The following is a 23,547-nucleotide window of genomic DNA, read 5'->3' on the forward strand; positions in this document are numbered from 1 at the left end:
GTAATTTATATTTGCAGGTGTGGTGGAATGGCAGACACGCTATCTTGAGGGGGTAGTGTTCACATGGACGTACGGGTTCAAGTCCCGTCACCTGCACCAAAATTTGATGAATTTCGTTGAGTTTCATATTTTAGAAACTTAGCGAAGAGCTTATATAACACATATTTAGTTATGAAAATAGCTAAATATGTGTTATTTTTTTGAAAAAACGTGTATTAGTATAAATAAAATATTTTTGGCTTTAAAGTTTTATCATTGTTTATAGTCCCATTAATATGAATAATTAAATCTTTAAAATTACATATAATGGAATTTGAATTTAGAAAGTTTTTAATATAAGTTAATGAAATAATAATACAGTTGTTATAATGATAGCTGAAAATTAAAATTTTAATGGGATTAAAAGGTTTTTGTAAAAAAACATCGAATAAGTATTTATACGATATGAATTTATTAGGTATTTATTATGTAATTAAAGGGGGAGAGGGTTTTAATGTTTAAATCTATTAAAGGTAAATTAGTATCACTTATATCTATGCTTATTATTTCAATGATTCTTTTAAGTTTGTATTCAATTAATAACTTAAATGTGATCAATACAGTTTCAGCTAATATGTCTACAGAATTAATTCCAGGATTAATTCATTCAGGGAATATAAACACGATGACTTCTGATTTTAGAATAATGGAATATGAACATATAATCTCAACTGACAAAAATGAAATGGCTCAAAAAGAAAAAGATATGGAAGCGAAGAATAGTGAAATCCAAAGTAATATTCAACAATATGAAAAAACATTTTTTGATGATAAAGATAGGCAATTATTTGAGATAGCTAAAAATGATTGGAATCAATATTTGAAGGTACATGAGAAAGTTATAAGCTTGAGCAGAGATTTAAGAACTGATGAAGCCATGGAAATTATGAATGGAGAGGCAAAGGAATATTTTAGTTCAGCATCACAATCATTGACTGAATTGTCTAGGTATAATCAAGAAATGGGAGAAACTTTCTCTAAGCAAGGTAGTGATATATATCAAAAAGTAAAGAATATATCTATAATAATTATTTCAATATTAATTATTCTTTCAATAATTATTTCATTTATGATTATTAAAGGAATAGTAGCATCACTAAAAAGTTTAAAGAATGAGTTAGATGCACTTGCAGAAAAAGGTGGGGACCTAACTCAAGAAATTAAAGTTAAATCTAAGGATGAAATTGCTGGACTTGCAAATAGCTTGAATAAATTTATATTAAACTTAAGATTAATAATTAGTGAGGTCAATGAGAGTACTGAAAATGTTATACATATAAATAATGATATAAATAGTAAGACAGATGATCTATCAAGTACAATAGAAGAAGTCTCAAGTAGTACAGAGAGTATTGCTGCGGGAATGGAAGAAACAGCTGCATCATCAGAGGAGATGTTAGCAACATCTCATGAAATTGAAAAAGCTGTAGAGGGAATCTCGGAAAAAATTCAAGATGGATTAATATCAGTTGAAGGAATACAAAAAAGTGCAGATGCTGTTAAGAGAAATACGATTGAGTCACAAGAAAAAGCTAAGGCGATATTTTTAGAGACAAAAGAAGGTCTTGAAAAAGCTATTGAAAACTCACATATTGTAGCTAGAATTAGTATATTATCTGAATCTATAATAGAGATTGCCGCACAAACAGATTTGTTGGCATTGAATGCTGCTATTGAAGCTGCTAGAGCAGGGGATGCAGGAAAAGGATTTGCAGTTGTTGCAGAAGAGGTAAGAAAACTTGCAGAAGAATCTAAGAATGTAGTTACTGAAATAAAGAATGTTACTGATAAAGTTACAGAATCTGTAGGTGATTTATCAAGCAATTCAAGTAAGCTTTTGAAATTTATTTCAAATAATGTAGATAATGATTATAAATCTATGATGGAAGTAGCAGATAAATATAGCAAGGATGCAGAATTTGTTAATAGTTTAGTTTCGGACTTTAGTTCAACTTCAGAGGAACTTTTGGCATCTATACATGATATTTTGAAAACGATAGATCAAGTTGCGGAAGCTTCCACAGATGGAGCAGAAGGGACTACTGAAATAGCAGAAAAGGTAGTTGAAATTAATGAGAAAACTAATAAAATAATATTAAATATAAATGAATCGAAAGAGAGCACAAGTAAATTAATTAAAAAAATATCTACATTTAAATTTTAATAAAAGTAATTGCTAATTTTAATTTCTGATAGATAGAAAGAAGAGATAAGCATTGATTAACTAATTTTATAGCCCTTAGCATAAATAGCTAAGGGCATTTTATTTATTTTCTAGGAATTTATATTGTAATGAAATCTGTATACATTGTGCCCCTTTGTGGGTATAAATTATGGAAAATGCTGATTCAAAAGGTCGCGTTTTAAATGAGAATAAAAAAGAAAATATATTCGCCTGACAAATTTTTCTCACGTACGTTAGAAAAGACAGAGGCGTAAAAAATATTATAAATGAACAGTTAAAATTAGATTTAAAAAGGGATTGGTTGTTAAATAAAATTATCATACATTTCATTTTAATTGAATAGGTAAATGTATAATAGTTATTTTCACCAAAATGGAAATGAAGTTTCAAGTGTGGAAAATAATTATTGAAGGAAAAAATGACTTTTGGTCATTTTTATATGATATAATTTATACAAAGAAATATTTTCTGACAGGAGCATTGAATATGAAGAATATAATAAATATTTTCAAAAGGGATATGAAGAATATATTTACTAACTGGGTGGCAGCGCTTGTTGTAGTAGTTTTAATGATAATACCATCTTTATATTCATTAATAAATATAGAGGCATCCTGGGATCCATATTCTAATACGAAGGGAATAGAAGTTGCAATTGTTAATGAAGATAAGGGAACGGTATACAAAGAACATAGTATAAATTTAGGCGATGAATTAGTTGATAAGCTTAAGGAAAATGATCAATTAGGATGGGTATTTGTAGACAAAGAAACTGCAAAGGATGGTTTAACAAATGAAAAGTATTATGCAATGATTGAAATACCACAAGATTTCTCCGAGGATGTTACAACCATAGTTAAGAAAGAGGTTACAAAACCTAAGCTAATATACACTGTCAATGAGAAGAAAAATGTCATTGCATCTAAAATAACTGATGCAGGTGTAAAAAGTGTCAAAACTCAATTAGATGAGAATATAACAAAGAGTATATCTGGAATAATGTTCAGACTATGTGATGAGATTGGTATAGATATACAAAACAATAGATCTGAGCTTAGAAATATAATAGATTCAGTATATAAATTAGATGATAATATGCCAGAACTTGAGAAAATGCTAGATGAAGCAATTAATGGAACAATAAGTTCTTCTGAATTAATGATAAAAACCAATGAGCTTATACCAACTGCGGCAGACACTATTGATGAAACTTCTGAATTTTTAAATGATACACAAAGTTTTCTAAATGAAACACAAGGAGATTTGCAGAATGAATCTCCACAAGTTAAAGAAGATCTTATTGAATGTGAAAATACACTAGACATTATAGGTACAGAGCTTAAAAATATTGATGAAAATATATCACCAGAAGTAGAAAAGAAAGCATTGTTACAGATATTAGATACGTCTAAAGCAATTAGGACTAGTTCTAGCGATGCTAAGTCTAGATTGAAGAATATAAAAAAAGCTATTGATAAGATTAGCGAAATAGAAATTCCTAAACCTTCAATTGACAACTCTCTACAAAGCTATGATGAGATAAAAAAGCTTCAGCAAATTTTTGATAAACAAGCAGATGTAATTGAAAATCAAAGAGATTTGTTAAAGCAAGAAAGTAGGACAATTTCTAAAATTATAGATAGGTTAGATAATATAGATGATAATCTTGATAAATTAATTGATAGAACTAATAAAGATATTGATAAATTAAATAGTGGAGATAAAATATTGGACACGCAGGATCTTACAGATACTAGAAAGGTATTAGATGATTTGCATAATTTAGTTTCTGATATAGCAGATAATTATGATTCGGAAATTGTACCAACAATTAATAAGGGGTTTGACTCAATGAGCGAGATAATTGATACTGGGTTAAACTTATCGGCTCAAGGAAAAAGAACTTTGCCAGATGTTCAAGAGATGTTGAATACTTTCAAAAATACAGCAGATTTATCTAATGATGAATTAAAAAAATTAAAAGAAAAGTTTCCAGATATAAGAGATAATGTACATGAGCTTGCACAGAGACTAAAGAAAATAGATAACAAGAAAGATATTGATGAATTATTAGATATGATAACAAATGATTGGAACGCTCAAAGTGATTTTCTATCTAGCCCTGTAGAAATTCAGGATAATAGATTATTCCCATGGCCTAATTATGGATCTACAGTAACACCATTTTATACAGTTCTTTGCTTATGGATTGGTGGATATGTATTATCAGTCCTAATTGGAACAGAGTCCCATTCAATAGAAAATGATAAAGAATTAAACAAGTACGAGAAGTATTTTGGTAGACTAACATTATTTTTATTCATAGGAATAGGCCAGGCTTTGGTTGCTAGCCTAGGGGCATTGTTTATACTGCATTCTTATTCAGTCCATCCAGTAATGTTCGTATTCTATTGTATATTTATAAGTGTTGTATTTAATTGCATAATTTACACAGCTGTTAGTCTTTTTGGGTACGGAGGAATAGTCATAGGTGTGGTATTGCTTGTTATACAGGTTGCTGGAACTAGTGGTAATTTCCCAATAGAAGTTAATCCGGCAGGATATCAAAAGCTATTTCCATTTCTACCATTTACATATGCAATAAGTGGAGTTAGACAAATTATGGCAGGAGTAATATATTCAATATTATTTAAAGATAGCATTATATTATTAATGTTTATGATAGGATCAATTATTATTGGAGTTTTGGCTAAAGAACCGATAAATGCAAAAAGAATAAATATTGTTGAAAAATTAAAAGAAAGTTCAATAATGAGTAGTTAAAATAATCTATATTGCAATATTAGGGGAATTGATTATGAAGAATATATTTAAGATATATAAAAGAGATATCAATAAAATACGTACTAATTGGGTAGCAAGACTTATGATTATAGTAATGATAATTATTCCATCTATGTACTCGTTGATAAATATAAAGGCTTCATGGGACCCTTATTCCAATACAGCTGGAATTAAGATTGCTATTATTAATGAGGATAAAGGTACTGTATTTAAGGACAAGAATATAAATTTAGGAGAAGATTTAGTTGATAAACTTAAGGAAAATGACAAATTAGGATGGGTTTTTACAGATAAGGAAAATGCGGAGCAAGGTTTGCTACTAGAAAAGTATTATGCAACAATTGAAATTCCAGAAAACTTTTCTGAAGACATTACAACATTGTTGGAAAAAAATATTAATAAGCCAAAGTTAATATATACAGTAAATGAAAAGAAAAATGCGATTGCTCCTAAAATGACAGATTCAGGTATAAAAACAGTAAAAAATGAGTTGGATGAAAATGTAATTAAGACAGTCTCAGGAATATTGTTTAGAATATTTAATGAAAGAGGAGTTGATATACAAGACAATAGACCTAAGCTTAGAAAAATAGTTGATAACATATATGAGTTAGATGATAATGTGTCAGAAATAGAAACACTTTTAGATGATGCAAGTAATGGAATAGTTGATTTGAAAAATGTGTTGACTAAAACTAATGATATGCTTCCAACAATATCTAATGCTATTGATTCATCAAGTGATTTTTTAAATAATAGTAAATCAGTTTTAGATGATACTCAAGGAAAACTATCAGACATTTCTCCAACAGTAAAGCAGGACTTAATAAAATCAGAAAATGTACTTGATAATTCAAGTGTAGAACTTAAAAATCTAGATGAGAATGTATTACCAGAAGTATCTAAAAAGGTGTTATTAAATATAAGGGATTCTGCTATTGCGACAGAGGAAACAATTAATAATATTAAATATAAACTTAGAAATATAAAGAAACTTATTGATAAATTAAGCGATATAGAAATCAAAATACCTTCATTTGGTGATAATGTTCCCAATGTTGATTCTATAAAATTAATAAGAGACAAACTAGATAAACAATTAAATTCAGTAAAAAATATGCAAGATGATTTAAAAGATATAAGTGAAATAATTTCAGATAATATTGATAAGCTAGATACCATTGAAGATAAATTACAAATAATAGCTGATAAATCGGATGAAGAAGTTAAGAAAATAGATAATGAGGGATTAAATGTTCAAACACTTAAGGATATTATAAAAGTTGTAGATGAAGTACATAGTTTGGTGGCAAATATTACAGACAACTATGATTCAGAAATTGTCTCAGGAGTAGAAAAAAGTATTAATTCAACTAGAAACGTTTTAGATGATAGCTTATCTATTATTGAAGAAGGTAGAAATACATTACCAGAAGTAGAAAAATTGTTAAGTGTTTCACAGGATGCTACCAATTTAACTAATGATGAATTAACTAGTTTAAAAAATAAATTACCAGATGCTAAAAATAAGATTCATGAATTGGCGGATAAAATCAAGGATATGGATGAAGAAGATAAAATTGATGAATTATTGGACATGATGACAAGTAATTGGGAAAATCAAAGTGACTTTGTAGCAAGCCCAGTTGAAATAGAAGATAATAGATTATTTCCATGGCCTAATTACGGTACAGCTACGACTCCATTTTATACCGTACTTTGTTTATGGGTTGGGGGATTGCTGGCTTCTGCTTTATTATCGCTGGAAGCACCTAAATTTGATGATGGAACAAAGATTAAACCATATGAAATGTATTTAGGAAAACTATTACTATTTTTGACAGTTGGAGTATGCCAAGCATTAGTTGCAAGTATAGGTAGCATAATCATGCTAAATGTTTATGCAGTTCATCCTATAATGTATATCTTTTATAGTATATTTGTAAGTATTATATTTGTAATTGTTATATATACTGCAGCAAGTATACTAGACGATGTAGGGAAAGCAGCAATTGTTATAATATTAGTACTTCAGATGGCGGGAGCAAGTGGTAATTTTCCGATTGAAGTTGCACCAGTATTTTTTCAAAAATTGTTTCCTTTTTTACCTTTCACATATGCAATTAGTGGTATGAGGCAGATTATGGCGGGAATAGTGTATTCAATATTGATTAAAGATATAGTAGTTTTGTCTATATATATGTTTGTTTCATTAATTGCTGGAATATTATTAAAAGGATTTATGAACAGTATTACAGTTAATTTTATGGAGAAGTTAAAGAAGAGTGGAATATTGAGACATTAATAGTTGTTAAAATAAAATTATTATTAATTGGAATAAATAGTCAACACAACTGATTGCTGGCTATTTTTTTCTGTAAAAAATTAATTGTATACATTTATTTATAAAAGTAAGGTGGCATAATAGAAGAAAATGATATAATAAGGTTATAGTTTCATAAAATAGGGGGAAAAATGGAAAAGTATAAAAGACAATCAAATGATTTTGTTATGAGTAAATCTATAATCATATATATTTATATAGCAAGTATATTTTTATATTTTATATTAAAATTTATTGTTAATGATGCTAATGTACATATACCTTTAATTTTTAGAATTTATTACATAACCCTAAGTATAACTTTATTTGTATTATTAAAGCAAGTGAGAAGATTTTACAAGAGATATGTTTCGAAGATAATAATAATATTTTTCTCACTAATGATTTTTATATCAGCGTTTGGATTTATAATGAAAATTTATGATGCAAATAATTTAATGGAAATTAAAAATTATATAAATTTAAGCAGAGAGAGTATATTACTAATAGAAACTTTTGCTAGTTATGTATTAACTGAATATTATTTTGAAAGAAGAAAATTAAAGATAGAAAGTTATGGAATATTAATTTTAATTATTACATGCACTTTACTGAGTCATTTTTCTAATTTGACTATACTCTTTGTGAAAATTATGTATACGGTTATTGAGATACCAGCATTTATAAAAATAGTTATGAACTTAAAAAAATCAAACTACTTAAGGGAACATGGATGGAGCATTATAAAAGTTTACATATCCTCAACGGTTCTGATATTTTTAATTAATATATATGCATTTAACAATAGCCAATATATAAAAGAGGCATTAATTGAAGTTATACATTTTGCAAACTTTACAATGCTTTGGAATTTTATTATATCTAGGTTGGTTAAAGATCCATATAGGGCCTTATCAAGTTCATTGAATTATAAAAATGGGGAATTAGATGAACTAAATCATGAAATAGAATTAGGGAATACCAAGTTGGAGAGTTCAATAAATTTATTAAAAAGCAAAGAGTATTTATATTCAACATTATTTAGGTTCATGCCACATCCAATTATAATTCTGAATGCAGAGAATGATAGAATATTATTTGTGAATAAGCAATTTCTAAAGATTTCAGGAATCTCAAAAAAAAGAGAAATAATAAATAAAAAAATAAGCAATTATATTGATTTTATAAATAACAATACAGAAAATAAGGATTATAATGCAATCCTTTATATAGGAAATCAAAAAAAATTTATAAAAGCAGAATTTTTGCCTTATTATGAAAATTTATCATGGAAGTTGCTATTGATTAAAGATAGAACTTCTAAAGTTCTTGTGGATGAAATAAGGAAAGAAGTTGAGAATAAACAAATTGAAGAAAGTATTAGGAGAGAATTTCTTTCAAATATAAGTCATGATTTGAAAACGCCAATAAATGTAATATATTCGGCAATGCAGGTAGAAAAAATATATGTTCAAAAAGAAGACTTTGATATTTTAAAGAAATATAATGATATATCCAAGCAAAACTGTATCTCTTTAATTAAATTAACCAATAATTTAATAGATAATTCAAAGATAAATTCCCATTATTTAACGCCAAGATTAGAGAATATGAACATAGTTGAGGTCATAGAGGACAATGTAATGTCATTAGTAGAATATGTGAAGTTAAATAATATAGATTTAATTTTTGATACTAACACTGAAGAGTGTTACTTAGATATTGATCGTGAATTTATGTATAGGATAATTCTAAATTTAGTTTCTAATGCTGTGAAGTTTACCAAAGATGGTGGACAAATATGTGTGGTGGTAAATGAATTTGATGATAAGGTTAATATATCTGTAGAAGATAATGGAATTGGAATAGATGAAGAATTTATATATGAAGCATTTAATAGATATTCAATTGGAGGAAATTGTAATCCTGACCGAAAAAGTGGGACAGGCATAGGGCTTTTTGTAGTAAAGCAATTAATTGAACTACAAGGCGGAAAAATAGAAATAAAAAGAAATAGTGATTTAGGGACAACTGTAAGTATTGAATTTAGGAAAGGGATATAGATATAGAGATGTATAATAGTTTCTTAGTATTGGACAAAATAAAGATAAAAATTAGGGGAATTAGAAACATGCAGAAGTATGCATTTTTAACGGTACTAATAATTTTATGCTCTATTATTTCTGATAATGTTAATTTTTATTTGCTATTAAATAATATAATTGCAATATCTATGATTTTTGCGTTTATTTATGTATATATAATAAGAGGTAAGTTTGTAGGCAAAGGTTTTGTAGCAAGATTTAAAATGATATATTTAATACTTATTATGATACTAGCTATAAATGTTACTGAGATAATAATATTATTTAAGGATATTTCTAAAAGTTACTTCATACTTCTTTATAGTATGCATGCTACTTTAGAATACTGCATAATAAAAATAGGACTTGTGGTTAAAAATAATGATAGAAAGAGTCTTATAATATGTATATCAGAAATACTAATCATTATAATGCTTGTTATTGGCTTCAATGGAGGAAATGGAATACATAATCCTTATGAAGTATCACTTTTTATATGGTGCATTACTATAAGTGTTTTGTTAAGTATAGGTTTGTGTATATCTACAGTACAAGATACTTTATCTAAAAGAAGGCAATTTACCATTGATGAATTTAGACAAATAATATTTTATATTTTTTCTATATTATTTAATTACTTGGGATTTATATGTTTTTATATGGGCTACGTTAAAGTTTCTGAATTTGTATTAATTGTTAAATGTATTACTTTATATAAATTTTATGATTACATAATAAGTAAAGTAGTGGACAGTTCATTAAAAGAACTTAATAATAATATAGGAAATGCAACTAAAACCAAGAAAGAACTTAACTCTATATTAAGGAAAAGGAACTCTATATTAAATGAAATAAATGTAATGATCCAAAAGAGCGGAGATAGGAATAATGAATTAATTGATTCTATTTATGGTGGTGTATTTCTATTTTACCTAGATAGACTTCGACATATAAATAAAAGGACATTAAAAACTTTAGACATAACTAATGATGAGATCTTAGGAATAGAAATAAATGAGTTTGTAAAAATGTATTTTGATATAACGCTTGAAGATATTAAGAGAGCGGGCAATTATATTCCATGCATAAAAATGAAACATACTGATTTCGAAGTTGAAATATTTTTGGCTTCCATAGATGAAATAAGCAAGATTCTTTACATACATGATATAAGTGAAATTAAAGAAAATAAAAAGATGAGAGAAATTCTTGAAGAATATTTGCAAGAGGATGAAATAAAAAAAGAATTTTTCTCTAATATTTCTCATGAACTGAAAACGCCTATAAATCTTATATTTTCTGCATTGCAGGTCAATCAAATTTATTTTAATGAAAATAATTTAGATGGAGTAAATAAAAATAGGCGGATTATAAAACAAAATTGTTTAAGGCTTATAAGGACTATTAATAATTTTATAGATGCTAATAAAATTTCAGAGGGATATCTAATTCCGAATTTAAAAATACATAACATAGTTAACATTGTAGAAGAGGTTTCGATGGCTTCTAATAAGTACATAAAATTAATAAATAATACTCTGACATTTGATGCACAGGAAGAAGAAATTTATGTTAAGTGTGATAAGGAAATGATAACAAGAATTATGTTGAATATTCTTTCTAATTCTGTTAAATATGGAAAGCAAGAGGGGAAAATAAATGTGAGTGTAGAGCTTTATATGGGTAACAAAGTTGCTATAAAAGTTAAAAATGATGGCTTGAAAATTGATAAAGAAACCATTCCATATATTTTTGATAAATTTACTAAACTGAATAAAACTTTTAATAGACTAAAAGAAGGAAGCGGTTTAGGGTTATTTTTAACTAAAGCCCTAGTTGAACTTCAAGAAGGAACTATACGGCTCACATCAAATAATAAGGGAAATGAATTCACAATAATTATGCCTATGGCTCAGCAATCGTATGAAAATAAATTTAATAATGAAGATTGGGAAACAAATTTATTAGAGGAAAAGGTAGATATAGAGTTTTCGGATATATATATTGAGTAGAATTAACTTAATATGAAATGAAAAAAGTAAGTGGACATGAATTTAATAAATTTATAGGTACTAAAAATAATTACAATTTGATATAAATAGTTTTATTAATTAATCATAGTTTTACATAAATAAACATATATTAAATTAGTTATGTTAAACTAATTACTTAAATTTGAGGTGTATAATTTATGTCAGAAAAGTCAGGGAATAAAAAGAGGATAAGAATTATTCCATTGTTTGTATCAATAATTATTCCACTTTTAATAGGAGGGCTTTCAACATTATTGGTTCCTAATATGAGATCAATATATGAAAGCTTAATTAGGCCACCTTTTTCGCCACCTGCAATGGTTTTTCCGATTGTGTGGACTATACTTTATATAATTATGGGAATATGCTCATATAAAGTATATATTTTAAAATATGAGAATATAGATGTAAGCTCTGCGATATTTGTTTACGCCATACAACTATTATTAAATTTTTTATGGACTATAATTTTCTTTGGGTTTAAGCTTTATGCGTTAGCATTTTTAGAACTTATTATTTTAATTATCTTTGTAATTTTAACTATAAAGAGGTTTTATGAAAAGATTGGGAAAAAGGCATTTCTATTAATTCCTTATTTGGCTTGGTTAGTATATGCAGGAGTGTTGAATTTTTTTATTTGGGTGTTAAATGAAATGTAAGTTGCTCATATTCCATGTAATTAATATTTTTAAGATGGTTGCTAAGATTAATATCTAGGTAATCATCTTTTTTATTTAATGCTATATTCTTATCACATGAGCTGGAAAAGACAGAGGTATAAAAACTTCGAACTTCACGGTTGCCTGTGATTTTATTCTGATTTTTAATATTATTTATGTTTTAGTTTATAAAAAAATATATCTATTTTGCCATTTAAAGAATATTAATATTATATACTATCAATTTAGGGAGGGGTCTGCTTTGAAATATTTTAATTAAGTATATAATAGATTCAAAGTGGGATAAGATATGAAGAAAGAATTAACTCCAAATGAAATTATTTTTTGTACTTCGTGTACAGATAACATTAAAAAAAGTAATATTAATAGAGTACCTGAATTTACATCTACTTTAAATAGAATTAAAAAGAGCTTGAGTGTTGAAAAAGAAGGATACAATATATATTACGTAGATTCGTTTTCAAAAGAGAAACTAGAGAATTTAATAGAGTGTGTTGAAAATATATATGAAAAACTTCCTGCACCAAAAGATATTTGCTATGTAACATCACAAGAACAACTAAATCCTACTGCATTATTTTTACCAAATGGTAAAGGAAATATATTAAAAGAAATGATTGATGATATAAAAGAGAAATACTTTGAATGCATAGTAGAGTTTTATAGCAGTTCTTCAGATGAGGAAAAGGAAGATATTATTGAAGAAATAAGTGAAAAAAGGAATAATTATATAACAAAACTTATGGATTCAGCAAAAAATAAGAATTTTGATGTTAAAGCAACTAGCGGAGGGTTTGTGTTTATTCCTTTGAAAGATGAAGGCAATGAGATGACTCAAAATGAATATGACAGTCTCGAAAGTAACACTCAAGAAAGTATCGAAAAACAAGCATCAAAATTAAAAAAAGAAGCAGAAGAAATTCTAGAGACATTAAAAGATATTGAAATAAAATCGATTAAGAAACTTAAAAGTATATACAAAGATTTTATAAAAAAGAATATGCAGAGTCATAAGGATGATTTATTATTACAATTTATTTCCCAGGATGATGTTTATAAATATCTTCTTCAAATGTATGATGATATAGAAGAAAGGGTAGTTGAATGCTACACTATCAATTTAGAGGATGATGAAGAGTATTTAAAAGATACATTCTCTAATTATAATGTGAATGTAATTGTTGATAATTCCAGCATAGATCATCCGAGAGTTATCTATGAGGAAGATCCTACTATTGGAAACTTAATTGGTACTATTGAATATAGAAACAATAATGGGGGGTATAGTACAGATATATCATTGATTTCTGCTGGTAGCTTGTTAAAGGCTAATGAAGGATGTCTTATACTAAGATTAAGTTCATTAATCAGCAGTGGAGTAAGCTACTACTATCTAAAAAAATCATTAATTCATGGTAAAGTAAACTATAATTATACTAAGAGTTATTTAGAAATGATATCTATCGCAGGATTAAAGCCAGAGTCAATTCCTATTAATTTGAAGGTTATTTTAATAGGCGACTATGAGAGTTTTCAGATATTATATGATAATGATGAGGATTTTAAACAAATATTCCCAATCAGGATAGAAGCGGATACTGAATTGAAATATAATGATATTACTAAAAATTCTATTGAAGGATTAATAAAAGAAAAGGTAAAAAAAGATAACTTGTTGAATATAACGGATGATGCTCTTAAGGAAATGATTAAATTCCTTGCTAGGGTCGCAGGTCAAAGAAATAAAATATCTATAGATGATTATTATATAAATAAATTACTGCATCTATCCAATAATAATGCAAAAGAAGATAAAAGAAAAAATATAGAAAAGCAAGATATAATTGATATAGCATATGAAGATGAAAAGATTTTAGAAGATATAATGGATAATTATAAAAGTAAAAAAATATTGATAACAGTAAACGGAAGAAAAACAGGAATAATTAATGGGCTTTCTGTAGTTGGAAATGGATCTTATAGCTTTGGTAAGCCTATGAGGATAACATGTTTATCAAATATAGGAGATGGAAGAATAATCGATGTGCATAAAGAATGCAAGATGAGTGGAAATATCCATGAAAAATCGATTGGGATATTGCGAGGACTATTAAGTAATTTAATAAGTCCTTATGAAAAATTGCCAGTAGATTTTCAATTAAGTTTTGAACAGACTTATGGAATGCTTGAAGGAGACAGTGCTTCTGTGGCAGAGATAATCTGTATTCTATCAGCTTTAAGTAAGAGGCCAATAAGACAAAATATTGCTGTCACTGGATCTATAAATCAGTTTGGAGAAATTCAGGCAATTGGTGGGGTCAATGAAAAAATCGAAGGCTTCCATAGAGTTTGCAGCATTATTGATAAAACAGATGGAAAGGGTGTTTTAATTCCAAGTACAAATGCTGATGAATTAATATTAAGATATGAAGTTGAAGATGATATTAGAAATGGAAAGTTTCATATATATACTATGGAAACTTTAGAGGATGCTATTGAAGTATTAATACTTGATGAAGGAGAACCAGTAAAAAGTTTCTTTAAGGAAATAGAAAATGAAATTTTAAAATATAAGGGTGGAAAAAAGAAAAAGTAATTATTGGCTTATCTAATAAGTTAAATCTTTAAGTTAGATATCCCAACTAAGATATGAACTTATTCATATAGCTCGCCGAAATAAGAATTATACTGTTGTTCCAGTTTCTAAGGAAATTATGATGGATGATTCTAATTTCTAGTTGGGATATATTTTATAGTATAAATCTAACTTATAGTTTGGTTATCTATAAGAAAATAAAATAGAAGATGATCTTATAATATATATTTATATGAGTATATCGGGATTATCTTCTATTTTTTATGCATTAAGCAAAAATAATATATTCATTTAATATTCGATAATTATGTAGTGTAGTTAATTATCGGTATCTTTATTTTATATATCGTTAATATATGTGATATAGGCGGATAATTAAGATTATGAGTTATAATAAATAGAAAAAAATGTAATAAATAGTTTGACGTTGAATAAAATAGTATGTTAAAATATGGTAAAAGGTGAAATGAGGTAAAAGAGGAGGTGAACGTAGAATATCTTAAAACTTAAATATATAAGTTTAAAACTACATTGTGAGATATTCTTAATTAATATGTATTTAAAATTTGAGAAACAAAAAAATATTCTAATAACTACTCTTAGTGGTGAACTAGATCATAATAGTGCAGAGGAAGTTAGAGTAAAAATTGATGATAGGATAGATAGAGATAATATAGAAAAAGTTATTTTAAATTTTTCAGGAGTTACTTTTATGGATAGTTCAGGAATTGGAGCTGTCTTGGGTAGATATAAAAAACTATCGAACAAAGGGGGTATGCTTTGTATTGCAGAACCTAATAAGAATGTTAATAGAATTTTTGAACTGGCCGGATTGTACAAGTTAATTAAAAATTATAATACTGTAGATGAAGCAGTAAGGTGCATTTAGATGGAGGGGTTATCATGTCTGACAATAAAATGAGCATAGAATTTGTAAGCAAATCTCAAAATGAAGCTTTTGCAAGAGTTGCAGTTGCAGCTTTTGTTGCTCAATTAGATCCAACAATTGATGAAATAAATGATGTAAAAACAGCAGTGTCTGAGGCAGTTACTAATTCTATAATACATGGATATGAAAATAGAGAAGATGGATTAGTTAGAATTGAAGCAGAAATTAATGAAGATCAAGTAACTATAGCGATTATTGATAAAGGAATTGGAATTGATAACATAGAGCAAGCTATGGAACCATTATATACATCAAGACCAGATTTGGAAAGATCTGGTATGGGATTTACTGTAATGGAGACATTTATGGATGCGTTAGAGGTTGACAGTGAAAAAGGTAATGGTACAAAGGTGGTAATTAAGAAGAAATTTAACGTGGTAAGTTAGGTGAAATAAGATGGAAAAAGAGGATTTAAAACGAGAGGATTACAATTATGATAAGAATCCAAAGCTATTAGCTCTAGCAAGAAGTGGCGATACTGATGCTATGAATAAATTAATAGAAATGAATTTGCCATTGGTGTCATCTATAAGTAAAAAGTTTCTAAATAGGGGATATGATTATGAAGATATATTTCAAATAGGATCTATTGGGTTAGTTAAAGCTATTAATAATTTCGACTTAAATTATAATGTTAAGTTCTCTACTTATGCAGTTCCTATGATTATAGGAGAAATAAAGAGATTTTTAAGAGATGATGGGATGATAAAGGTAAGTCGTAATGTTAAAAGCCTTGCTAGAAAGATACATTTTCAGAAAGAGATTTTAACCAAAAAGCTTAAGAGATCACCTACTATAGAAGAGCTTGCAGATTATGCAAATGTTGATAAGGAGGAGATCTTATTTGCAATTGAATCTTCTAATAGCTTACAATATTTATATGATACAATACATCAGGATGACGGAGCTCCAGTTCTTTTAATAGATAAACTAAGTGAGAAAAGTGCAGATGATGAAAATCTTATTGAAAAGATAGCTCTTAAAGAAGCATTAAATAGTTTAGATAATAAAGCTAAACAGATTATAATGTTACGTTATTTTAAAGATAAAACACAAGTTCAAGTAGCTAAAATGTTAGGTATAAGCCAAGTGCAGGTATCGCGAATTGAAAAGAAGGTTTTAGCTGAAATGCGGAAAAAATTAGAAGAATAAAATTTGCTAATTACACATTGGTAAGAAAAATGATAAACATAAAAAAGAGTTATTATGGAATATATATTTGTATAATTTTTTATTAAATTAGGTCAAATATATATTCTATTTTTTTTATAAAATATATGCCAAAAAATAACACGATTAATCTTAATAATTTTGCAAATGATAGATATACAGGTAAAAAAGGAGAGTGATCATCTTGACTAATAATAAAGAAGTAAATGAAGAAAGAATAAAGCAAAAATATAATGATATGGCCAATGAAGCCATTCCAAAATCAAAGATACTTAAAGATTGCTTAAAAGCGTTTTTAGTTGGAGGATTAATATGCGATGTAGGTCAATTGATTTACAATATTGCAGCAGGATTTGGGATTGCAGAAGAACAAATAATGAATATGGTTCCTATTATAATGGTATTTTTAGGAGCTTTGTTAACAGGTACTGGAGTATATGCCAAATTGGCTAATTTTGGTGGAGCTGGTACTGTTGTTCCGATAACTGGGTTTTCTAATGCTGTAGTTTCTCCAGCAATAGAGTTTAAAAAAGAAGGATTTATATTTGGAGTCGCAGCCAAAATGTTTACAATTGCAGGACCAGTATTGGTATATGGTATTGGTACATCAGTAATAATAGGAATAATTTATTATATAATTGCAATAATTTAAATCAAAAAAGGAATTGGAATTTTAAGATGGGGATATGTATTTTTTTGATAAATAATCGAGTTGCTTTTAATTCAAAAATGTAGAGGAGTGATTAATTTGCAAATGAAGAATAAAAAGATAGGAAATCAAACTGTAAAATTAGATAATCCACCAAAAATAATATCAACGCATTCTATAGTAGGCCCTAAAGAAGGGGAAGGACCGCTAAGTGAATACTTTGATGAAATATTAAACGATGACATGTTAGGAAAGGAAAGTTTTGAAAAAGCCGAAAGCGAGATGATGTTTACGGCTATATCGCAAGCTTTAAAAAAAGGGAACCTTAAAGAAACAGATATAGATTATTTATTTTCAGGGGACCTATTAAACCAAATTATTTCATCAAGTTTTGCAGCTAGAGAATTCAGTATTCCATTCTTTGGATTATACGGTGCTTGTTCTACTATGTCGGAATCTTTGAGTTTAGCATCAATAATTATGGATGGAGGATTTGCTAAATATGTAGTTGCAGCTACATCCTCACATTTTAGTTCAGCCGAAAGGCAGTTTAGATTTCCACTTGAATATGGATCTCAGAGACCACCAACAGCTCAGTGGACAGTAACAGGGTCGGGAGCAGTAGTTTTAGGACATGAGGGAAATTATCCGGAAATAACATATGTGACAACAGGAAAAGTCAAAGATTATGGGCAAAAAGATGCTAATAATATGGGAGCAGCTATGGCACCAGCAGCGGCAGATACAATTGTAAATCATTTTAAGGATACAGGAAGAAAACCGGAAGATTATGATGTTATAGCCACAGGAGATTTAGGTGTAATAGGAAGAGAACTTACTGATAAATTAATTGAAGACTTTGGATATAATATTAGAAATCAACATATAGATTGTGGCGAAATTATATTTGATAATGAAAAGCAGAATACATTGTCAGGTGGAAGTGGTTGTGGATGTTCAGCAGTTGTTTTTACAGGTTATTTATATAAAAGACTTATGAAAAAGGAAATTAAAAGAGTATTGTTAGTTTCTACAGGTGCACTTATGAGCACTACGTCTTCTCTTCAAGGTGAGACAATTCCAGGAATAGCACATGCAGTCGCTATTGAAATGAATTCAAATTAAGGAAGAGGAAGCTTATAAATAAACGAGATATTAGATTATAAAAATCTTTTGTTTGAAAGGAATGAAAATTGAATGAATTATATAAGTGCATTCATAGTTGGGGGCATTATTTGCGTTATAGGTCAAATATTAATAGACGTTACAAAATTAACTCCAGGAAGAATCTTAGTAGTGTTTGTTGTGCTTGGAGCTATAGTAGGTGCCTTTGGATGGTATGATAAATTAGTTTCTATTGGTGGAGCGGGAGCCACAGTTCCGTTACCGAGCTTTGGAAATGCATTAGCTAAAGCTACAATAAAAGAGGTAGATGAGATAGGATTATTAGGAGCTTTTACAGGTGGAATTAAAGGAGCGGCAGCAGGAATTACAGCATCAATATTCTTTGGATATCTTATGGCACTAATCTTTAATCCAAAAACCAAAAAATAAATAAATTTAATATGGAAAAATAATTGAGCCCAATGAAGATTATTATAGTAAAAATGCCTTAAATAAAATTAACTTTTATAAATATGTATCGAAAATATATATAAGATATTAAAGTTTTGCCTTTTAATGTCTTTAAACGTATAATTATACTATAAATGAATGTAGATATATATATATGAAAAATATAGTATAATAAAGAAGTTATTAATGAAGTAATTAGAATGGTGGGGTTTTTTTGGAAAAATACTGCAATAACTCTTGGGCTCAAATAGTTGAATTACTAAATAGTAATGTTCAAAGTGGACTTAGTGAAAATGATTGTGACGCATTAAGATTAAAATATGGGACCAATAAGATTGATTTACCAAGTGGAAATAAAATTTATAAACATATACTAAATGCTTTAAAGCAAAGATCTATAATTATAAATTTGATAATTACAATAATTTTATTCGTATTTGAACATTATTTATTTGGTATAATAACAGCCTTGATATTATTATTAAATTTAATTTTAATAGTAATGCATACTATAAAAAGAGATAAAGAAATTGGAGCTTTAGAAAGGCTGAATTCTGCAGATACAGTAGTTATTAGAGATGGATCTCAGAAAATCATAAAATCTGAAGAATTAGTAATGGGTGATATAGTAAAAATTAATAAAGACTCGATTATTCCAGCAGATATAAGAATAATAAGTGCTAATGAAATTAAAGTTGACGAAAAGAGTATAACAGGAGAAGCATTTTATAAGGAGAAATTTGAGAGTAAAATAATAGGAAATATATTTTCTCTTACAGATATGAAAAATATATTGTTTAAAGGGTCTATAATAAAATCAGGTAGTGGACTAGGTATAGTAATATCCACTGGTAATTCTACTCAATTAGGTAGAATGCTTACCATGCTTACGTATGCAAGTAATAGAAAACATAATTTTGGGACAATGATATCTAAAATTTTAGAAAGATATTTATTAATTTATTTCCTAGGAATTATAATTATAGGATCATATTTTGTATATACAGGACAAGATGCAAACAAAAATTACATATCCACAGCTTTATTTGCCCTTGGTTGTTTTCCAGTTACTATAATCGCGAAATTAGTTTTTAAAAATACAATTAAAAGCTTTAGGAATGAAAATATAGAAATAATAAATTTTTCAGTATTTAATTTAATTAAAGATGTTAATATTTTATTTTTAGATAAAGTTGGTGCAATAAGCAAAAAAGAAATGATAGTCAAAAAACTATTTATTAATGATAATTTGATATCGACTGAAGATCCTTATGTAAAGGAGACAACTTTTGATAGGATAGTTGAGATATCATTAATATGTAATAACGCTATTTATAATCCAAGTGATGATAGTGGAAAAGGTGAGTTAGATGAGCTTGCTTTCTTGAGTTATGCTGCTAGAAAAAAAATTTATAAAGCAGCTATAGATAGTAGGAATTCTAAAATTTTAGATATACCTATGGATTCTGATAAGAGATTCTCTACAGTTGTAAGTAAATTTAATAACAGATATAGAGCTAATACTAGAGGAAACGTAGATGATGTTTTAGAGCAATGTACACATGTCATGATAGAAGGTATTGAGAAAGAGATTACGGATGAATACAAAGCAAAAATAAAGGAAGTTGATATGAATTTATCTATAGAAGGGTTAATAACAGAAGGTTTTGCGTATAGAAACTTTACTTATGAACCATCTAAATCTGAAAATATAGAAAGCAATATGGTCTTTGTTGGAATAATTGGATTGGAAAATCCACTTGAAGAGAATCTCGAAAATACAATAAATCGAATTAAAGATAAAGCAATAGTACCAATATTATTTACAGAAGAAAGTAAATTAAGTGCTATAACAAACGCAAAAATGGCTAATATAATAAAGAATAATAATCAGGTAGTAGCAGGAATAGAACTGGATTCTTTAAATCATCAAGAATTAAAGGATTTGCTTTGTAGAGTAAGAGTTTTTTGCAGAGTAAATCCAGAAATTAAATCAAAGATTGTTTCATTATTTATAAAAGATGGGCATAAAGTTGCAACTACTGGTGAAACGCTAGGAGATCTTCCAGCGCTCAACTTATCAAATGTAGGAATAGGTAAAGGAAAAGCATCTACAATTGTAAAAAAGGTATCAGATGTATATATTAAAGAAAATTACCTAGATGGGTTCTTTAAAATAAGAGATTTTTCCAGAGTATTTGATAGAAATATAGATAGAGGATTCAAAGTGTATTTCATGGCTTTATTTTCAGAACTTATAACTTTAATGGGAAGTATTATAATGGGACAAACCGAAAGTTTAGATTTTGGGAATGTGGTAACGATAAATGGGGTTTTATTCATTCCATTATCATTAATAATATTACTTAAAAAAGGGCGAGATATTACTAGAAATGAAATGATAGTTAGATCATTTGTTCTAAGCATAATTACAATGGTTTCAATTTACAAACTTGGTGATAAGGAAGCAGCTATAGTGACATTAGCTATATTATCAATTGGAATTTTATTATTTACATTATTTAATAGCAATATTTCTATAAGAAAATTTTCTAACGAATTGATTATGCCTGTTATATCATTGGTAGTAATTATTATTGCCGTAATTAGTATGATTTTAATTAATGGAATATTAATTAGAGATATAATAGGAATAGAAATAGCAGCATCAATAATATTTTTATTAATCTTTGAAATTTTAGCTAGAAAGTGGCAAAACTCATTAATGAGGTGAGTTGATGTTTTCTAAAAAAATAGGAGATGTAGGAAATCCACTAATATACATATTTTTGACGCTTGCAATTAGTTGTATTTTCTATGGAATGAATAGGGAATTTAGGGGGCTTACAATATTCATTGTAGCCTTCTTTTTTATATGCATATTTTATTATTGTGGTTTCAGTTTCTTTGCTATTATGATTATCTTTTTTGTTGTTGGAATTTTAATTAATTGTTCCTACTATAAAATTCCAAGCAAAATAGACGGAGAAGTAAGAATAATAAAAATAAGCAATTATAGTGTTATAGGAAGCTATGAAGGCAAGAGTATTACGATAACAACTAATAGTAAGAATTTAAGTGTAGGTGAAAAATATAAAATTATAGGAAAAGTTGATGATATGCAAGATAGATATAATGGGATAGTTGGGGAAGTAGAGCCTAAAGTATTGTATAAGATTAATGGGGATTTGATAACAAAGCTTTATGAGATTAAAAGAAATATATATTTGAGGTTAGAAGAAAATCTAGGAACAAGAAAAGCGGGGCTAATATCATCAATTGCTTTTGGTTATTGCGATTATTTAGATTTTGAAGACAAAGATGATATGAAAAACTTTGGAATAATACATAGCATAAGCGTTTCAGGGTTACATGTAGCTATAGTATATGGTTTTATAAGGATTTTTGTTGGAAGAAATTTAGGCATTTTGACGACTATGATATATGTCTTATTTACAGGACTCAATTATTCTAGTATAAGGTCTTTTTTAATGCTTGCATGTGTAGAAGGTGGACGTATTTTAAAAAGAAATAATAATTCAATTTCTGCTTTGTGTTTCTCTGCGACATTTTTGGTTCTTTATGAACCGTATAGTATTTTTAATATATCTTTTCACTTATCTTATTTAGCTACTTTGGGAATAGCAATGTTTAATAAGAGATTCAATGATGTATTATATAAATTGAATATTAAATTAAGAGAAGCATTAAGTTTAACGTTAAGCGCTCAGATATTTACGTTACCATATCTAATCTTAATTTTTAGGGATTTTTCAGCAAATTTTATTGCTGGAAATTTAATTTTGGCTCCATTTGTAGATCTTATGGTTATTACAGGAAATGCATTAGTATTGACATATACTTATCCTCAATTATTTGATTTTTGCAGTTATATAAACTTGAAAATAATAAATATATTTGATTATATTCTAAACTATATGGAGAACTTTTCATTGCCAATGTTTTATGGAAATGAAAATGTAGTTTTTTTCTATCTATTTTTAATGTTTAGTGTTTATTTTGTGAAAAAGGGATATAAAAAGTTTGTTTATATTCCTCTTATAGCTATTTTTATAATTACAATTCAAATATATAGTCCAATTCCAAGCATAAGGTATTATAAAGAAGGTGCTATTTTGGTTTCTTATAAAGGTGATAGAATACTAATATCTAATAAAAATCAAATTGATATAAATAGGCTTTCTAAATCAGCACTTGCAACAAAATATTTTAGACAGAGAAGTACAATTGCTATGACTGGAATTTGTAAAATAAGTTTCAAAGGAAAAGATTACGTTTTAGATACTGGTACTAAAAAATATCTATTAAAAGTAACAAGTGATAAAACTCAATATGAAGAGTATGATATAATAAATTTTAATGATAGGATTACTAATAACATATTTATAATAGACGGAAGGGTAATATAGGTTTATAGATTTATATTAGAAGCACATTT

The 23,547-nt window shown here is 27.5% G+C and carries 15 protein-coding genes and 1 tRNA gene; all 16 read left to right on the plus strand.

What is annotated here, in order from left to right:
- Positions 1 to 13 precede the first annotated feature (13 nt).
- Positions 14 to 99 (plus strand) — tRNA-Leu (locus PZA12_RS04690).
- A gap of 394 nt (positions 100 to 493) precedes the next feature.
- Positions 494 to 2,203 carry a methyl-accepting chemotaxis protein gene (locus tag PZA12_RS04695; RefSeq protein ID WP_103698784.1) on the plus strand — a complete coding sequence of 570 codons (1,710 nt, stop codon included), beginning with the start codon at positions 494 to 496 and terminating at the stop codon, positions 2,201 to 2,203.
- Between the two features lie 507 nt (positions 2,204 to 2,710).
- On the plus strand, positions 2,711 to 5,008 hold the full coding sequence (locus tag PZA12_RS04700) for a YhgE/Pip domain-containing protein (protein ID WP_078116582.1): 2,298 nt from the start codon (positions 2,711 to 2,713) through the stop codon (positions 5,006 to 5,008).
- 34 nt (positions 5,009 to 5,042) lie between these two features.
- The gene (locus PZA12_RS04705; protein ID WP_078116581.1) at positions 5,043 to 7,334 is read left to right on the plus strand and encodes a YhgE/Pip domain-containing protein; all 2,292 of its coding nucleotides are present in this window, start codon (positions 5,043 to 5,045) and stop codon (positions 7,332 to 7,334) included.
- A gap of 170 nt (positions 7,335 to 7,504) precedes the next feature.
- On the plus strand, positions 7,505 to 9,415 hold the full coding sequence (locus PZA12_RS04710; protein ID WP_078116580.1) for a sensor histidine kinase: 1,911 nt from the start codon (positions 7,505 to 7,507) through the stop codon (positions 9,413 to 9,415).
- A gap of 68 nt (positions 9,416 to 9,483) precedes the next feature.
- On the plus strand, positions 9,484 to 11,448 hold the full coding sequence (locus PZA12_RS04715) for a sensor histidine kinase (RefSeq protein WP_242964518.1): 1,965 nt from the start codon (positions 9,484 to 9,486) through the stop codon (positions 11,446 to 11,448).
- A 179-nt stretch (positions 11,449 to 11,627) separates the two neighbouring features.
- Positions 11,628 to 12,128, plus strand: coding sequence for a TspO/MBR family protein (locus PZA12_RS04720; RefSeq protein ID WP_078116578.1), 501 nt, complete (start codon positions 11,628 to 11,630; stop codon positions 12,126 to 12,128).
- A gap of 310 nt (positions 12,129 to 12,438) precedes the next feature.
- Positions 12,439 to 14,745, plus strand: coding sequence for an AAA family ATPase (locus PZA12_RS04725; RefSeq protein WP_078116577.1), 2,307 nt, complete (start codon positions 12,439 to 12,441; stop codon positions 14,743 to 14,745).
- 553 nt (positions 14,746 to 15,298) lie between these two features.
- Positions 15,299 to 15,634, plus strand: coding sequence for an anti-sigma F factor antagonist (gene spoIIAA / locus PZA12_RS04730; RefSeq protein WP_011968156.1), 336 nt, complete (start codon positions 15,299 to 15,301; stop codon positions 15,632 to 15,634).
- A 14-nt stretch (positions 15,635 to 15,648) separates the two neighbouring features.
- The gene (spoIIAB, locus tag PZA12_RS04735; protein ID WP_077838065.1) at positions 15,649 to 16,080 is read left to right on the plus strand and encodes an anti-sigma F factor; all 432 of its coding nucleotides are present in this window, start codon (positions 15,649 to 15,651) and stop codon (positions 16,078 to 16,080) included.
- Positions 16,081 to 16,090: 10 nt separating this feature from the next.
- Positions 16,091 to 16,846, plus strand: coding sequence for an RNA polymerase sporulation sigma factor SigF (gene sigF / locus PZA12_RS04740; RefSeq protein ID WP_078116576.1), 756 nt, complete (start codon positions 16,091 to 16,093; stop codon positions 16,844 to 16,846).
- Between the two features lie 202 nt (positions 16,847 to 17,048).
- Positions 17,049 to 17,516: a stage V sporulation protein AC gene (gene spoVAC, locus PZA12_RS04745; RefSeq protein WP_078116575.1), complete on the plus strand. Its 468-nt coding sequence runs from the start codon at positions 17,049 to 17,051 to the stop codon at positions 17,514 to 17,516.
- Positions 17,517 to 17,612: 96 nt separating this feature from the next.
- The gene (gene spoVAD, locus PZA12_RS04750) at positions 17,613 to 18,638 is read left to right on the plus strand and encodes a stage V sporulation protein AD (RefSeq protein ID WP_078116574.1); all 1,026 of its coding nucleotides are present in this window, start codon (positions 17,613 to 17,615) and stop codon (positions 18,636 to 18,638) included.
- A gap of 72 nt (positions 18,639 to 18,710) precedes the next feature.
- Complete coding sequence (spoVAE, locus tag PZA12_RS04755; RefSeq protein ID WP_078116573.1) at positions 18,711 to 19,067, plus strand: stage V sporulation protein AE; 357 nt, start codon at positions 18,711 to 18,713, stop codon at positions 19,065 to 19,067.
- 235 nt (positions 19,068 to 19,302) lie between these two features.
- A complete protein-coding gene (locus tag PZA12_RS04760) occupies positions 19,303 to 21,822 on the plus strand; it encodes a cation-transporting P-type ATPase (protein ID WP_078116572.1) in 2,520 nt (839 codons plus the stop codon).
- Between the two features lie 4 nt (positions 21,823 to 21,826).
- Complete coding sequence (locus PZA12_RS04765; protein WP_103698509.1) at positions 21,827 to 23,518, plus strand: ComEC/Rec2 family competence protein; 1,692 nt, start codon at positions 21,827 to 21,829, stop codon at positions 23,516 to 23,518.
- Positions 23,519 to 23,547: the final 29 nt, after the last annotated feature.

The organism is Clostridium beijerinckii (assembly GCF_036699995.1).
Lineage (GTDB): Bacteria > Bacillota > Clostridia > Clostridiales > Clostridiaceae > Clostridium > Clostridium helianthi.